Source organism: Fluviicola sp. (assembly GCF_039596395.1).
Lineage (GTDB): Bacteria > Bacteroidota > Bacteroidia > Flavobacteriales_D > Crocinitomicaceae > Fluviicola.
This window is the reverse complement of sequence record NZ_JBCNJT010000002.1, coordinates 475,533-489,944: the sequence shown is the minus strand read 5'-3', so window position 1 is coordinate 489,944 and position 14,412 is coordinate 475,533. Positions and strand designations below refer to the sequence as shown.

Annotated in this window: 16 protein-coding genes; 12 read left to right on the top strand and 4 right to left on the bottom strand. The window is 42.1% G+C overall.

The features are described 5' to 3' along the window. The first annotated feature begins 47 nt into the window (after nucleotides 1-47). From deoC to ABDW02_RS11150, 6 genes are all read left to right on the top strand, one after another. Nucleotides 48-968: a deoxyribose-phosphate aldolase gene (gene deoC, locus ABDW02_RS11175; RefSeq protein ID WP_343634640.1), complete on the top strand. Its 921-nt coding sequence runs from the start codon at nucleotides 48-50 to the stop codon at nucleotides 966-968. 21 nt (nucleotides 969-989) lie between these two features. Further along, complete coding sequence (locus ABDW02_RS11170) at nucleotides 990-2,459, top strand: aldehyde dehydrogenase family protein (protein WP_343634639.1); 1,470 nt, start codon at nucleotides 990-992, stop codon at nucleotides 2,457-2,459. A 109-nt stretch (nucleotides 2,460-2,568) separates the two neighbouring features. Further along, complete coding sequence (locus ABDW02_RS11165; RefSeq protein WP_343634638.1) at nucleotides 2,569-2,943, top strand: four helix bundle protein; 375 nt, start codon at nucleotides 2,569-2,571, stop codon at nucleotides 2,941-2,943. Between the two features lie 38 nt (nucleotides 2,944-2,981). Next, complete coding sequence (locus ABDW02_RS11160) at nucleotides 2,982-3,863, top strand: aldehyde dehydrogenase family protein (RefSeq protein WP_343634637.1); 882 nt, start codon at nucleotides 2,982-2,984, stop codon at nucleotides 3,861-3,863. Nucleotides 3,864-4,362: 499 nt separating this feature from the next. Continuing rightward, on the top strand, nucleotides 4,363-5,085 hold the full coding sequence (locus ABDW02_RS11155) for a class I SAM-dependent methyltransferase (protein WP_343634636.1): 723 nt from the start codon (nucleotides 4,363-4,365) through the stop codon (nucleotides 5,083-5,085). Between the two features lie 202 nt (nucleotides 5,086-5,287). Then, nucleotides 5,288-5,869 (top strand): hypothetical protein, encoded by a 582-nt coding sequence (locus ABDW02_RS11150; protein ID WP_343634635.1) that lies wholly within the window; start codon nucleotides 5,288-5,290, stop codon nucleotides 5,867-5,869. Nucleotides 5,870-5,997: 128 nt separating this feature from the next. Here the strand turns inward: ABDW02_RS11150 and ABDW02_RS11145 are convergent, their stop codons facing one another. Together ABDW02_RS11145 and gcvH are read right to left on the bottom strand one after the other, a co-directional pair. Beyond that, nucleotides 5,998-6,558 (bottom strand): hypothetical protein, encoded by a 561-nt coding sequence (locus ABDW02_RS11145; protein ID WP_343634634.1) that lies wholly within the window; start codon nucleotides 6,556-6,558, stop codon nucleotides 5,998-6,000. A gap of 175 nt (nucleotides 6,559-6,733) precedes the next feature. Beyond that, nucleotides 6,734-7,111: a glycine cleavage system protein GcvH gene (gcvH, locus tag ABDW02_RS11140; protein WP_343634633.1), complete on the bottom strand. Its 378-nt coding sequence runs from the start codon at nucleotides 7,109-7,111 to the stop codon at nucleotides 6,734-6,736. A gap of 201 nt (nucleotides 7,112-7,312) precedes the next feature. Here gcvH and prfB point away from each other — a divergent pair, with 201 nt between their 5' ends. Next, complete coding sequence (gene prfB / locus ABDW02_RS11135) at nucleotides 7,313-8,395, top strand: peptide chain release factor 2 (RefSeq protein WP_343634632.1); 1,083 nt, start codon at nucleotides 7,313-7,315, stop codon at nucleotides 8,393-8,395. A gap of 107 nt (nucleotides 8,396-8,502) precedes the next feature. After that, nucleotides 8,503-8,853 carry an ArsC/Spx/MgsR family protein gene (locus ABDW02_RS11130; protein ID WP_343634631.1) on the top strand — a complete coding sequence of 117 codons (351 nt, stop codon included), beginning with the start codon at nucleotides 8,503-8,505 and terminating at the stop codon, nucleotides 8,851-8,853. 87 nt (nucleotides 8,854-8,940) lie between these two features. Here the strand turns inward: ABDW02_RS11130 and ABDW02_RS11125 are convergent, their stop codons facing one another. Next, complete coding sequence (locus ABDW02_RS11125) at nucleotides 8,941-9,819, bottom strand: T9SS type A sorting domain-containing protein (protein WP_343634630.1); 879 nt, start codon at nucleotides 9,817-9,819, stop codon at nucleotides 8,941-8,943. A gap of 154 nt (nucleotides 9,820-9,973) precedes the next feature. Here ABDW02_RS11125 and ABDW02_RS11120 point away from each other — a divergent pair, with 154 nt between their 5' ends. The 4 genes from ABDW02_RS11120 (at nucleotide 9,974) to ABDW02_RS11105 (ending at nucleotide 13,830) form a co-directional block, all read left to right on the top strand. Continuing rightward, the gene (locus tag ABDW02_RS11120) at nucleotides 9,974-10,297 is read left to right on the top strand and encodes a phosphoribosylpyrophosphate synthetase (protein WP_343634629.1); all 324 of its coding nucleotides are present in this window, start codon (nucleotides 9,974-9,976) and stop codon (nucleotides 10,295-10,297) included. A gap of 66 nt (nucleotides 10,298-10,363) precedes the next feature. Beyond that, nucleotides 10,364-11,617 (top strand): hypothetical protein, encoded by a 1,254-nt coding sequence (locus ABDW02_RS11115; protein WP_343634628.1) that lies wholly within the window; start codon nucleotides 10,364-10,366, stop codon nucleotides 11,615-11,617. Between the two features lie 194 nt (nucleotides 11,618-11,811). Next, nucleotides 11,812-13,212, top strand: a complete 1,401-nt coding sequence (locus ABDW02_RS11110; RefSeq protein ID WP_343634627.1) for an arginine decarboxylase — start codon at nucleotides 11,812-11,814, stop codon at nucleotides 13,210-13,212. Nucleotides 13,213-13,452: 240 nt separating this feature from the next. Then, nucleotides 13,453-13,830, top strand: a complete 378-nt coding sequence (locus tag ABDW02_RS11105; protein ID WP_343634626.1) for a hypothetical protein — start codon at nucleotides 13,453-13,455, stop codon at nucleotides 13,828-13,830. A 44-nt stretch (nucleotides 13,831-13,874) separates the two neighbouring features. Here ABDW02_RS11105 and ABDW02_RS11100 read toward each other — a convergent pair whose 3' ends face one another. After that, the gene (locus ABDW02_RS11100; protein ID WP_343634625.1) at nucleotides 13,875-14,237 is read right to left on the bottom strand and encodes a four helix bundle protein; all 363 of its coding nucleotides are present in this window, start codon (nucleotides 14,235-14,237) and stop codon (nucleotides 13,875-13,877) included. Nucleotides 14,238-14,412 lie beyond the last annotated feature (175 nt).

Below are 14,412 nucleotides of genomic sequence, written 5' to 3'. Positions count from 1 at the left end.
AGTTAATTTCCTATCTGTATCTTTGGTTAAATCACATGTCATCATACATGAATAGAAATAAAACATTCAAAAATATTCCCGACTTCAAACTTTCTCCCTCTGTGGACAAAGTAGGCGTGGAAGAACGTGTTGCCCGTTTTCAAACCCGAAGTATCAAGAACGAATCGAAAGTTCAGGGATTGAAAATGGTCTTGAATATGATTGACTTAACAACGCTGGAGGGAAAAGATACTCCGGGGAAAGTGCGTCAATTGTGTTACAAAGCACAGCACTTGCACGATTTGCAGGAAGGATTGCCCACTGTTGCTGCAGTTTGCGTTTATCCGACCATGGTGGCGGAAGCCAAAAAGGCACTAGGCGATTCGGGGATTAAAGTAGCATCCGTTTCAACGGCATTTCCTAGCGGACAATCCACCCGGGAAATCAAATTGCTGGACACGCAGTTTGCGGTCGATAACGGAGCGGACGAAATAGACATGGTGATCTCACGCGGCAAATTTTTGGCCGGAGATTACAATTTTGTGTTCGATGAAATTGCAGCCATCAAAGAAGCATGCGGCAAAGCCCGGCTGAAAGTAATTTTCGAAACCGGCGAATTGGCCTCTTTGGACCAGGTGCGCAGAGCAAGTGATATTGCCATGTATGCCGGTGCGGATTTTATCAAAACATCTACCGGTAAAATTCAGCCCGCCGCAACCATGCAGGTCACTTACACCATGTTGTGTGCCATCAAGGATTTTTACCGCAAAACAGGAGTAAAAGTAGGAATGAAGCCTGCGGGAGGTATTTCTTCTTCCAAACTGGCATTGCATAACCTGGTGATGGTGAAAGAAACCCTGGGAAACGATTGGTTGAATAACGAATGGTTCCGCTTCGGGGCGAGTTCTCTGGCAAATGACGTGCTGATGCAATTGGTGAAACAGGAAACAGGGCATTATCAAAGTGCCGATTATTTTTCGATAGATTAACGGGAGGATATGTCAAAAAAGATGAAAGAAAAAACAACGTTCGATTTCAACGGCGGATGGGATTACAGTCCAAGCCCGGAAAGTACCAGTCACGTGAAACTGAAAGAGCGTTACGACCTGTATATCGACGGGAAGTTTGTTGCTCCGGCTTCGAAAAAATATTTCAAGTCGACTAACCCTGCAAATGAGCAGGTGCTGGCAGAAGTAGCGTATGCCAACGAAGCGGATGTTGACAAAGCGGTGAAAGCAGCACGTAAGGCTTACGAAAACGTTTGGTCAAAGTTGTCTGCCAAAGAGCGCGGGAAGTACATTTACCGTATTGCGCGTTTGATGCAGGAAAGAGCACGTGAACTAGCGGTTGTTGAAACACTGGATGCAGGGAAAACTATTCGCGAATCACGTGATGTAGACGTTCCGCTGGCGTGCAACCATTTCTTCTATTATGCCGGTTGGGCAGATAAACTGGAATACGCGTTTCCGAACAGAACAGTAAGCGCTTTGGGTGTTGCGGGACAAATCATCCCGTGGAATTTCCCGCTTTTGATGGCAGCCTGGAAAATTGCCCCTGCTTTGGCAGCAGGAAATACGGTTGTTTTGAAACCGGCAGAAACAACACCTTTGACAGCCATGCTACTGTCAGAAATTATTCACGAAAGCGGCTTGCCGGCAGGTGTTGTAAATATTTTGACGGGTTACGGTGATACCGGAGCAGCAATTGTCAATCATCCCGATATCAATAAAATTGCCTTTACAGGTTCTACCCATGTTGGGAAAATCATTCAAAAAGCCGTTGCGGGAACAGGAAAGAAACTGACCTTGGAACTCGGCGGGAAATCGGCCAATATTATTTTTGAAGATGCACCGATCGACCAGGCTGTGGAAGGAATCGTGAACGGGATTTTCTTCAACCAGGGCCATGTGTGTTGTGCGGGTTCGCGCTTGTTCGTACAGGAATCCGTTGCAGAAGAAGTCATTCAAAAACTAAAAGACCGTTTGGATACGTTGTATGTAGGCGACCCATTGGATAAAAATACCGATATCGGAGCGATCAATTCCAAAGAACAATTGGAAACGATTCAGAAATACATCAAAATTGGGAAAGACGAAGGAGCAAGCATGTACGAAAGCTCCTGCGAGATCCCGAAAAAAGGATATTTCGTTCGTCCGACATTATTCACGGATGTAGCGCAGTCGAGCAGAATTGCACAGGAAGAGATTTTCGGTCCGGTTCTAACTATCCAGACTTTCCGCACCATTGATGAGGTGATCCAAAAAGCGAATAATTCACCATACGGACTGGCAGCCGGAGTTTGGACCGATAAAGGATCGCGGATCTTTAACCTGACAACAAAACTGCGCGCCGGAGTGATCTGGGCAAACACTTATAACAAATTCGATCCGACTTCCCCTTTCGGAGGTTACAAAGAAAGCGGATTCGGAAGAGAAGGCGGCTTGCAGGGATTGGGAGCTTATTTGAAAATAGAAAGATAATTATCAATTATTAATTGATTAATTATCAAGGTGCAGGCTTCAATTTTTTTGAAGAATAATTTGTTTTTTAGAAGATGTTTTTGCGTAGATTAAATAAGAAACGGGAAAAATGATCACTAACAAACAAGACATCAGAGAAAGAAGTTTCGATTTCGCCTTAAGCACCGTAAAGAATTGCAGACGAATAAAAGAAAGACATAAAGAGTTTATTTTGACAGACCAATTGGTGAGATCATCTACATCTGTAGGAGCAAATATGAGAGAAGCTAGAAATGCAGAAAGTAAAGCAGATTTCATTCATAAACTAAGTATCTGTCAAAAAGAATGTGACGAAAGTATATATTGGTTAGAGTTGTTAATGGCATTATTGAATGAAGAAAAAGAGCATCTTTTAACCATTCACGATGAAGCGAATCAACTACTTAGAATTATTAAGACAATTAGTTTGCGGACCAAAGAAAATTCAAAATGGACGAAGCGTTGAACTACTTAATAATTGATAATTAAACATTGATAATTAGAATGGAACGTTTGGAAATACTAAAAACATACAAAATCTTCATCGGCGGACAATTCCCGCGCACGGAATCCGGAAGGTATTACACTCCGCTGGATCAAAAGGGACAGCCTTTGGCGAATATGTGCCTGTCTTCCCGGAAAGATTTCAGGAATGCAGTGGTAGCTGCGCGAAAAGCTTTTGGTTCCTGGTCGGAGAAAACGGCTTTTAACCGCGGACAGATCCTGTACCGCATTGCCGAAATGCTGGAAGGACGCAAAGCTCAGTTTGTAGAAGAATTGGTGAAACAGGGAAGTTCCGAAGCAAAAGCGAAGCAGGAAGTAGAACTTGCAATCGACCGCTGCGTGTATTATGCAGGCTGGTGCGACAAGTACCAGCAGGTTTTCTCTTCCGTGAACCCGGTGGCCAGCAGTCATTTTAATTTCTCGGCTTTGGAACCGATGGGAGTGGTGGGAATCATCGCTCCGCAGACCAATGGGTTGATCGGCCTGGTTTCAACTATTTTACCGGTTATTGCAGGAGGAAATGCATGTGTGGTCCTGGCTTCGGAGAACCTGCCCCTGTGTGCGATCACTTTTGCAGAGGTTTTAGCGACCTCAGACCTGACTGGCGGCGTAGTAAACATCCTGACAGGAACCGAGAAAGAATTGGTAGATCAATTCCACAGCCACATGGATGTGAATGCGGTAGTATATGCTGGCGGAAACAACGAATATGCATGGGCGATTGAATCCGGTGCTGACTGCAACGTGAAACGCGTATTTATCTATGAAAAAGACTTCACCCGGGAAGCAGATGAAAATCCGTATTACATTACCGATTTGCAGGAACTGAAAACGACCTGGCACCCGATCGAGAATGTGGGAGGTGCGACGAGTAGTTATTAGATAGAGGATCTTTGAAAGCTGCAAAGTTTGCCTACTTTATTGCACTGATTGTAATGTTAGTCATTACCCGGACTATATTAATGATTGGTTTTATGTTTCCCGGCAACAGGCATTCAGAAGAACAATTACGGCTGGCATCACTCTTATTTCTTTTTACGCTGGGTTTTCTGATAGCTTCCTGGTTTCCCGAAAACATCCGGATAATCCGGACTTTAGAGAACGCATCTTTAGTGCTCGGAGCATTTTTTTTCAGGGCACTTCTGTTACCGGATGTAGAAATAGTACCGGTATGGGCTCAGTTATTCTTTGTAATTTCTTTTGGGCTCTTCCTTTATTTTAAATTGATGCGGCATTTTAACCGGAAAAAAGAAAAGCAGAATAAAGAAAATTGTTCTCGTCCGTCCTGGTGCGTTTCCTGTTGAAATCAATGGGTAAATTCTTTCATTTTTCTTTTCCGGTTTTTCGATATGTTGTATCTTTTATTCCAAAGAGCGACTAAATGAAAGACAATTTTTCACATAATTCCCCGCTTTATGCGCAATATCGGCCATCTTATCCGAATGAAGTATTCACATTCCTTCAAACCATTCTTAACGGTAAAGAGCGTGTTTGGGATTGTGCAACCGGAACCGGGCAAATTGCTGAGAAGCTGGTAGATTTGTTTGATGAGGTGGAGGCAACAGATTTAAGTAAAAATCAACTGAAACATGCGTTTTCTCATCCGAGGATCCGTTATACGAAACAATTGGCTGAGCAAACTGATTTCCCGAATGCTTACTTTGATTGCATTACTGTAGGCCAGGCTATTCATTGGTTCGATTTCGATAAATTCTACGCAGAGGCAAAACGGGTTTTGAAACCGGATGGCTTACTGGTGGTTCTGGGTTACGGCAATATTGAAGTAGATGACGGCGAAATTATCCGGCTGGTTGACAAACTTTCTTCTGAAATCCTGGAAGCTTATTGGGATACGGAACGCAGGTATATTGATGAAAATTACCAAACCATCCCGTTTCCTTTCGAAGAAATCGCCCATCCGGAATTTGTTATCCGCGATACGTGGCGAAGAGAACAATTGCTTGGTTATTTGAACACCTGGTCATCTGTGAACCATTATAAGAACCAGCATGAAATGAATCCGATTGATTTGATTCTTCCGGAATTGCCCGACTTTGAATCAGTAGAAATCTCTTTCCCGGTTTTACTTCGGATAGGAAAATAGCATTCTAACATCTTTTTTGGAAGGACATGAAGAGGCCAAAATGTCATTTCGAAGCGCATTTTTTCATTTTGAAAAAATTTCACATTTCTTTTCATTTTGAATAATCGTTCGCTATTCCTTGCTACACAAGCGTTTCAGGAAATTTTTCCATTCATGGCACATCCATTGTCTGTGGTTAATCGAACCATAAAAATGAATAGTCATGGAAAAGATGAAATTAAAGAACCTGTTTATGATCGGGACGATGGTAGCAGGACTATTAGCGACAACGCCTTCCTTTGCTGCGAATGATGAAGGTTCAATCCAGGGAAATCGATTCTTGCATCGTAAAGAGTACAAAGACATGAAAGCATCCATGTCACGTATTGAAAACGACCGCGACCGTATCGCCTTCCACAAAGCTGCATTCAAAACAAACAAAGAGGCAGGTTTGGTCATCGAGTCACACATGAGTAAAAAAGAAATCCGAAAAGCGAAAGCCGATTTAAAAAGGGATAAAAAATACTTACGTATTGACCGACGAGACTTAGAAGCCGATCAGAATGTTGCAATTCACCAGGCGAATTTAGAGCGTAGACAAGCGAAAAAAGAGCTTTGTGCAGCTAAAAAAGAATTGCGTAAAGACGAACGCCAGGGAAATACCGCCGATTTAAAAGGTGATAGAGCTTTGGTAGAAAAACTAACGCTTAAAAAAGAATTGAAAACTCAGAAAGCCGAGGCTTTGAAAGATGATGTATATGCATTCTTTGTTTACCTCGACGAAGAGATTGATGAGGTTGTTTAATTCGTAGCAGATTAAACACATAAATCGGGGCTGTAAGATAGGGACAGCCCCTTTTTTTATTTCTTATTCTCAGGCATCCAGCATAGGTAAATCTAAAAGTTGACTGAGCGGAGTCGAAGTCAACCTCCTTATTTCGTTCTTTTTAGTGTAAATGGCTCAATGTGAATCACATCACTTTTGTAATAGCTGTCAATTTTACTGTCGTCGATTGTTACGATATAGGATTCGGTCAATTCTCCTGTTTCCTCGTCCAGATCCGTGTTGGTGGTCACTTGTGAGAAGAATGGCTTCAGCTGCTCGGCAGTAACACCTTCTTTGGCATTCATGGAATGAAGTTCCCAATCTTTTCCTTTTTTGATCACTTTAAACACATTCAATGCAGGTTCTTTCCCCATGCACAGGTAGAATTGTTTTCCCAGTTTATTGACAGAAATGGAATCGTTCAGTTTCATATGAGAATCGCCTTCCCCGCTGTTCATGATCAACTCATCGGATTTAATCTCCACGATTGTCTTCATGTCTGCACCTTCCATCATTCCCTGGAAACTTTCCGGGTAGATCAGTTCGTATTTCCCGATCATGGCTTTGGGGAATGCTTTTTCCGGTTTTCCGGGTGCATTGGTAGAAGTGACAATGGTACAGGAATTCAAAAAGATCAAAAGTCCTGTGATATATAACGCTATTTTCATCAGATAAATATTTTAGTGAAAGTACTATTAAAAATTTGTTGGGATCGAAAAATTCAAAAACCATGCCCCGAAAACATACTAGTAGGGGCGAAAATTTTTCGCCCCTACTGAATTTAATACAAGAAAAATCCTGATCAGCATAACCGATCAGGATTCCTATATGTTTTAATAAGGATTATCCTACCAAAGCCTGGTAACCTGCTGCATCCAATAAACTATCCAATTCGGAAGGATTGCTCAATTTTACTTTGATCATCCAGCCATCTCCGTAAGGATCTTTGTTTACTGCCTCAGGGTTCGATTCCAAACCTTCGTTAAACTCAATGATTTCTCCGGAAACCGGCATAAACAAGTCAGAAACTGTTTTTACTGCCTCTACGGAACCGAAAACTTCTTCCTGGTCCATTGTTTCGCCCACTGTTTCAATTTCAACGTAAACGATATCTCCTAATTCACCTTGAGCGAAATCAGTAATACCGATTGTTGCAACATCACCTTCAACACTTACCCATTCGTGGTCTTTTGTGTATTTTAAATTTGCCGGAATATTCATCTTGTTATTCGTTTTAAAGTCTTTTTCTCGGTGCAAATGTAATTTTTTTTAGGTAGCGGCGAAAAAATTTTCACCACTACTATTCTCATAACAGCTTTCAATACCAACTTTTCACATTTCCGTCAGTTCTTTTTAAACTTCTCACTTTACCTTTTCACTTTTTTGAATTTTGCCTTTTGAATTTTGAATTAACTTTGCGATATGGTAAACAGTGACCAACTCAAAGAAATTAATCAGCGCATCGATGCGATTGCAAGCTATTTGAAAATTCCCGAAAAGCAGATGCAATTGCGTGAAAGTGAATTGAAAACGCAGGACCCGGGCTTTTGGGATGACCCAAAGAAAGCTGAGGCACAAATGAAAGAGATTCGTGGACTGAAGTTCTGGATCGAATCGTATACACGCTTAAAATCCCAGGCTGAAGACCTGGAAGTCCTGATGGATTTCGTAAAAGAAGGCGCTGCAGAAGAATCCGAATGTGATGAAGCGTATGCCTCTTTGTTGGTTACGCTTGATGAAGTAGAGTTGAAAAACATGCTTTCCGGCGAGGAAGATGCATTGAGCGCAGTATTGCAAATTACGGCAGGTGCGGGCGGTACGGAAGCGTGTGACTGGGCCGGAATGCTGATGCGTATGTACCTGATGTGGGCTGAAAAGAGTGGCTACAAGGTCAAAGAATTGAACTTCCAGGAAGGCGATGTAGCGGGAATCAAAACCGTTACGCTGGAGATCGAAGGAGAATTTGCTTTCGGTTACCTGAAAGGTGAGAACGGAATTCACCGTTTGGTTCGTGTGAGCCCTTACAACTCGCAGGGAAAACGGATGACCTCTTTTGCTTCCGTATATGTGTATCCTTCCGTAGATGATACGATCGAGATTTATGTGAATCCGGCAGATATTACCTTTGAAACCTTCCGTTCGGGTGGTGCCGGCGGACAGAACGTAAACAAGGTTGAAACAGCCGTGCGTTTGCGACACGCTCCTTCCGGAATTATTATCGAGAACTCCGAATCGCGCTCACAGCTTGCCAACAAGGAAAAAGCGATGCAGTTGCTTCGTTCACAGTTATACGAGATCGAATTGCGCAAACGTGCCGAATCGCGTGAGCAAATTGAAGCAGGAAAGAAAAAGATCGAATGGGGTTCCCAGATCAGAAGTTACGTATTGGACGATCGCCGGGTGAAAGATCACCGGACAGATTATACTGTAAATGACCCGGATAAAGTTCTGGACGGCGATTTATTGCCATTCCTGAAATCCTACCTGATGATGTACGGGAACTAACAGACTTCAAGACTTAAGGATTTTAAGATATCAGGACTGAAGTTATTTTGAAAACTTCAAGATTAAGTCCTGATATCCTGAGGTCTTAAAGTCCTAAAATCCGCTCTATGAAAACAATCATATACCATAACAACCGTTGTTCCAAAAGCCGGGAAGGACTTTGCATTCTGGAAGACCTGGGAGCTGATGTGGAAATCCGCGATTACCTGCTGGTCCCTCCGACCTATGAAGAATTGGACGACTTGTTGAAATTGTTGAAGGCTAAACCGTTGGATATCATTCGTAAGAAAGAAGATATTTTCCTGGAAAAATACGCGGGAAAAACGCGTACCCGGAAACAATGGATCCAGGCCATGATGAAATACCCGATTCTGATCGAACGGCCGATCGTGGTACGCGGCGATCAGGCGGTTGTCGGAAGGCCTCCTTCTCTCATCAAAGATTTACTGGCTAAATAAAAAAAAACCGCAAAGCCTCAAGTAACGCCGGGAGAACCCTTTCCCTTTTACGCTCCTTGCTACTTTGCGGTCAAAAAGAACTCTGTTTTATTCCCGGATCAACCGGTCTTTGAAAGTGCCGGATGCATTGGTCACTTCAACCGTGTAAATTCCTTTTGGAAGTTCGGCAATGTTCAATTGCGCCGTATTTCCGTTCAATACGTAGTTTACGGTAATTTTTTGTCCCTGGGCATTGTATAACAGCACGGTTTCAATCGGTGAAGAACCTTCGATTTTTACTACCGATGACGCCGGATTAGGAGACAGGCTCAACCCGTTATTCCCGAAAGTTTCCAAACCTAAACCTGAATTCGTGTATTGGATGGAATCGCATGAAATGCATCCGCCATTCATGGTGGTTGTCATAACGCAACAGAAAAATTTGTTACTGTTATTAGAAGGTCCGGGAGTGTAATCGATGACTGTTGGTCCTGTGAAAGGCATGGTTTGAGTTTGTCCGTTCCCGTCTGTCCAGGTTAAAAACTGGTTCAGGATCATAAACTGTGGCATCGGCATGGCGAACATATGATCAATAGATACCTGGTTAGGTCCTACAATGGAGGAGGTAAATGCGGAAGGACAAGGATACGGGATTTGCGAGATCGACGTATCGCCGGTGCAGGTTGTACAACCGTTCGCATCTGTCATACACAATTGGTAAATGATGCAGCCGTAGCTGTTTTGCAGCGTAAATGCGTCAATGGTAAGGCTGTCTCCGCCCATATTGTATGTGACCTGGATTGGCATCCCGACTCCGTTTGTCACGGTCCAGTTATACGTAAAAGGAGCAGTTCCCGTCGGGTTAACAGCATTTAGTACATAGTCGTAATTGCTCAGTAAACTGTCATTAACCTGTACGCTGCATTGAGCATTTAAAGCAGAATTGATTCCCAGAAGCAGGGAAATACTTAGTAGTAGATTCTTCATGATTTATTCTTTAGTGTAAGGTAGACGGCCCGGAATTTCCTGAAGTTGCTTCCATGAAATAATAAAATGCAGACACAAGATTAATCACGATCTAAATTTTATAACCACGATCACGTAATTTCATTACCTTTAGAAGGAATCAAAACAAGTAACGATGGTACACGATTACGAAACAGTCAGTGAAGCAGTAAATGATTTGAAGAAACGAGGGTACACGGCCGATTTATCCATGGAAGCAGAACGCGATTGCCTGGTTTGCAGCGGTTCGGCTACTGAGTTGTCACCCGAAGATTTTACCATTGATGAAGTATACCGGTTCGAAGGAATGACCGATCCAGGCGACGAAATGATTGTTTATGCGATTTCCTCCGACAGCAAGGACGTAAAAGGAGTTGTTGTAAACGCTTTTGGAATGTATTCCAGTTACCGGGCTTCGAAATTGGTGGAACATTTGACGAAAAACCAGGGGAATGCATAATTGAGAATTGAAAAGGATTTGACCTGTTTATCAATGGTGCATTGGTTTTCTGCCTATCATTGCAGCATGAAATGGTTTTTCAGTCTCTTTATTTTAGTCTTTTCCAGCCAATTGTCAGCGCAGCAGGTTGTTTGGGAAAAAGTATTGGGCAGCAACGTGGCTGATTTTGATTCGAGAGATGCCGTAACGGACTCCAAAGGAAATACCTATATCGTTGGTCGTTACGAAACAGGAATCGCTTTCTTTAAAACGGTAAACGGACAAACCGTTTATGCCGACACAACTTTACCTTTTGGTACGAGTCCGTTTGTCTGGAAAATAAGCCCGGACGGAAAATTACTGAAGCGGATTTTTCTTCCGGGAATCGAAGCCCAGCACATTGTTTTATTATCCGATAACCGATTAGCTGTTTGTGGCTTTATGAACGATTACCGCGAAAAGAATTACGAACAGGACCGAGGCCAGGGCGTTTTCAGCGTTTTCCTGGATTCCACCCTGGAAGGAAGCAATTACAACATATACCCGTCATTCTATAATTCTACCCCTTTCGGCATGACTTTCGATTCCGAGAACGGATTGATCATCGCCGCATCTGCATTTACCGGCCCCGACCCGAATATAGGTTTACACGACGTGTATTCCCTGCGCCTGATCCGTACGAATGATCAGGGTGCAACTTTACGGGATACAATTTGTCTGTACCCGGTTTGGTTCACGAAAAGCAAATATTATGCACGGACTTTTGACGGTTTGGGCCTGGCAAAAGGTGCGGATGATTCGTTCTGGCTTTGTGGCGAAGTACTTGGAACCGAAGGAGGAATCCACGACGCAAGAACAAGCAATCCAATGGCTTTGGTGCAGTTCGATAAGGATTTTCGCAAGATGACCGCAAAAGTATTTACCCACAGAGACCGGTTCAGGAATGAAGTGGGTGCGTACGTAAACGATCTGACTGCTTCTGATAAATACGTTTTTGTAGTTGGCCAGGACCTGCACGAAACCCCGCAGAGTTTTGTTTTTCTCTTCAATACCAAAGGAGACACGATTTACAAAAAAGGGTTCAACGGCGATTTCGGAGAGGAACCGGTAGTTGCACAAATCGATGAAAGTCATTGGGCCGTTCTGAATGTGAGCAAAGCAGACGAGTTTGTGATCAGTTTTTTTGACCTGAACGGGTTGGTGAAGGAAAAGCGTTTCAAACCGAGAAAATACAGCAAGCCAAAAGCTTTGATTGTCCATGGTAAAGAATTAATTGCAGTTGGAAAAATCAAGGAAGGCGAGATCGAAAAAATGTGGGTTTCCAAACTGCGTCTTGACTAATAAAACCGTGCAAAAAAGCGGTTTTCGGGTACTCGCCGGAAAGACATATTGAAAAAGCCGATCAATTTTTGATTTTTTACAGGCCACATCCCAATCTTTACTCTAAATTTGCACCTGATTATTCGTAGAATAATTAGGTTGGTTTGTAAACTTTTAAGAAAAGATTTCCGTAGGAGGAGTGCAACGTGTAGCGAATGAGAACAAAGTACATTGACCTTATCGATCAGACATTTGATTTCCCGCAAGATGAATTTCACTTGAGAGAAGATCGTTTGATGTTTCATGGTATTGATTTGATGCGATTAATTGAAGAATATGGCACGCCATTAAAATTCAATTACTTACCTCAGATTTCTCACAATATCCAAAGGGCCAAGGGTTGGTTCCGCGAAGCGATGAACAACCTGGGTTATTCCGGAAATTATTATTATTCGTATTGTACCAAAAGCTCTCACTTCTCTTTTGTATTGGATGAGGTACTGAAGAACGATGTTCACATTGAAACATCTTCTGCGTTTGATATTGATATCGTAAAAAATGTACTGAACGCCGGGAAACTGAAGGAAGGAAGTTATGTGATTTGCAACGGGTTCAAACCGCCGCAATACATTCAGAATATCGCAGATCTGATCGATGATAAACGATTGAACGTGATTCCTGTGGTAGATAATACGGCCGAAATCCACGATTTAATTGCTGCAACGGGCGAGAACGAATTAAAGATCGGGATCCGGATCGCATCGGAAGAGGAACCGAAGTTCGAGTTTTATACCTCGCGTCTGGGAATCCGTTACCGGGAAATCGTTCCTTTTTACAAGGCATTTATCCAGGACAATCCGCGCGTGCAGATCAAAATGCTTCACTTTTTCATCAATACCGGGATCAACGATACGTCGTACTACTGGAACGAATTAACGAAGTGTTTGCGTATTTACTCCGATCTGAAAAAAGTGTGTCCGACCTTGGATTCACTGAACATCGGTGGTGGTTTCCCGATTAAGAAATCACTGGCTTTTGATTTTGACTATGCCTACATGGTGCGTGAGATCCTGATGCAGGTGAAACGCGTGTGCAGCGATAACGATATTCCCGAACCGAACATTTATACCGAATTCGGATCATTTACAGTTGGCGAAAGCGGTGGTGCGATTTTCAATGTACTGCATCAGAAACAACAAAACGACCGGGAGAAGTGGAACATGATCGACAGTTCGTTCATGACAAACCTTCCGGATACCTGGGCTATCAACCAGCGTTTCATCATGCTGGCGATCAATCGCTGGAATGACGATTACGAACGCGTATTGCTCGGCGGTTTAACATGTGATTCGGATGATTATTACAACTCGGAACAGCATTCGAATGCTATTTACCTTCCGAAGTTCGACAAAAATAAACCGCTTTATATTGGATTCTTTAATACCGGCGCATACCAGGAAACAATCGGTGGTTTCGGAGGCTTAAAACACTGCCTGATTCCGGAGCCGAAACATGTGCTTATCCAGCGCGATGAACACGGGAAAATCGTGTCAGAGTTGTTTTCCAAGGAACAGACAGCTGATGACTTTATGCGAATACTCGGTTATCAACCATAAAATTAGCTAAATCGAATTAGTTAGTTTGTTCTAGGTTTTTAGTTGGATTTGTTGTATTTTTCAATCTGGATAGGCTCTGCGTTTAATTCCTTCTGGATCAAATGATTTCCGGAATATTGCATGGCTAATTCGAATAAAAAGAGCAATTAATTCAATTTTAAACAGGCTTTACTAAAAGTTTACAGTATTTTTGCACTCTCTTTTAAGAAACGTAAACGAAAAATAACAAATCAGGGAAGAATGACGACACATATTCAGACCATTTATACCGAAGACAAGACACCGTTTGCTGAGACCGTAAATTCCTGGTTGGAAGGAAAAGGCTTTCACGTTTTGCCCTTTCAGGAAAATGATGAATTAACTGAAAAGATCGACGCTGTAGTTATTTTTCACGATAACCACAACTTCGATAAACGCACTGCTGAACTGCGCGATTTGTTTGAAGTTCACCAGGCACCGATCCATAAAATTGACCTGAGCGGAACCATGAATGTGGCTTTATCTCACCTGTCTTTATTCTTCGACCGCACGAAGTGCAAAGATGTATTGTTCATCGGAAGCGAAGGAGTAAAAGATCATCCGAAAATGGAGCTTTTCAAGGAAAAGTGGAACATGTAAGGAATTCAAAATGATGCATTCAGCATTCAAAAAAGTTAGTCTGATCACATTTTTTGTTTTGTATGGAGTATGATTGAACTGAGTATTCGCAACAACTCATTTGCTTCATACTGTAAATCAATAACTTCTTTAGAATTCATTTCCAAAAACGCGTTTAACAATTCTATCCAATAGATACTTTCATTACATTCTTTTTGGGCAATTGAAAGTTTATAAACAAAATCTTTTTTTGTACCTGAGTTCTGCGCTTCTCTGATATTCGCACCTACAGAAGATGCCGATCTTGTTAATTGTTTTGTCAAAATGTATTCTTTGTTTTCACTGGAAATCGTTTTGCAAAGTTTAAGACAGTCCAGTGCAAACAGGAAAGATCGATCTTTGATATCGAATGGTTTATTTTTAGTCATTTTTAGATGTTTCTTATTTAATTTAAAAGAAAATGACTTTTGCTTCAACAGTTTATATTAAAATTTTGAATTTTGAATTTTGAATTTTGAATTTTGAATTTTGAATTTTGAATTTTGAATTTTGAATTTTGAATTTTGAATTTTGAATTTGTTCCGCATAAAACCGGGAAAATAA

Excerpts from the sequence above, each read along its gene's own strand:
- deoC (WP_343634640.1), top strand. The coding sequence starts at position 48 with ATGAATAGAAATAAAACATTCAAAAATATTCCCGACTTCAAACTTTCT.
- ABDW02_RS11170 (WP_343634639.1), top strand. The coding sequence starts at position 990 with ATGAAAGAAAAAACAACGTTCGATTTCAACGGCGGATGGGATTACAGT.
- ABDW02_RS11165 (WP_343634638.1), top strand. The coding sequence starts at position 2,569 with ATGATCACTAACAAACAAGACATCAGAGAAAGAAGTTTCGATTTCGCC.
- ABDW02_RS11160 (WP_343634637.1), top strand. The coding sequence starts at position 2,982 with ATGGAACGTTTGGAAATACTAAAAACATACAAAATCTTCATCGGCGGA.
- ABDW02_RS11155 (WP_343634636.1), top strand. The coding sequence starts at position 4,363 with ATGAAAGACAATTTTTCACATAATTCCCCGCTTTATGCGCAATATCGG.
- ABDW02_RS11150 (WP_343634635.1), top strand. The coding sequence starts at position 5,288 with ATGGAAAAGATGAAATTAAAGAACCTGTTTATGATCGGGACGATGGTA.
- ABDW02_RS11145 (WP_343634634.1), bottom strand. The coding sequence starts at position 6,558 with ATGAAAATAGCGTTATATATCACAGGACTTTTGATCTTTTTGAATTCC.
- gcvH (WP_343634633.1), bottom strand. The coding sequence starts at position 7,111 with ATGAATATTCCGGCAAATTTAAAATACACAAAAGACCACGAATGGGTA.
- prfB (WP_343634632.1), top strand. The coding sequence starts at position 7,313 with ATGGTAAACAGTGACCAACTCAAAGAAATTAATCAGCGCATCGATGCG.
- ABDW02_RS11130 (WP_343634631.1), top strand. The coding sequence starts at position 8,503 with ATGAAAACAATCATATACCATAACAACCGTTGTTCCAAAAGCCGGGAA.
- ABDW02_RS11125 (WP_343634630.1), bottom strand. The coding sequence starts at position 9,819 with ATGAAGAATCTACTACTAAGTATTTCCCTGCTTCTGGGAATCAATTCT.
- ABDW02_RS11120 (WP_343634629.1), top strand. The coding sequence starts at position 9,974 with ATGGTACACGATTACGAAACAGTCAGTGAAGCAGTAAATGATTTGAAG.
- ABDW02_RS11115 (WP_343634628.1), top strand. The coding sequence starts at position 10,364 with ATGAAATGGTTTTTCAGTCTCTTTATTTTAGTCTTTTCCAGCCAATTG.
- ABDW02_RS11110 (WP_343634627.1), top strand. The coding sequence starts at position 11,812 with ATGAGAACAAAGTACATTGACCTTATCGATCAGACATTTGATTTCCCG.
- ABDW02_RS11105 (WP_343634626.1), top strand. The coding sequence starts at position 13,453 with ATGACGACACATATTCAGACCATTTATACCGAAGACAAGACACCGTTT.
- ABDW02_RS11100 (WP_343634625.1), bottom strand. The coding sequence starts at position 14,237 with ATGACTAAAAATAAACCATTCGATATCAAAGATCGATCTTTCCTGTTT.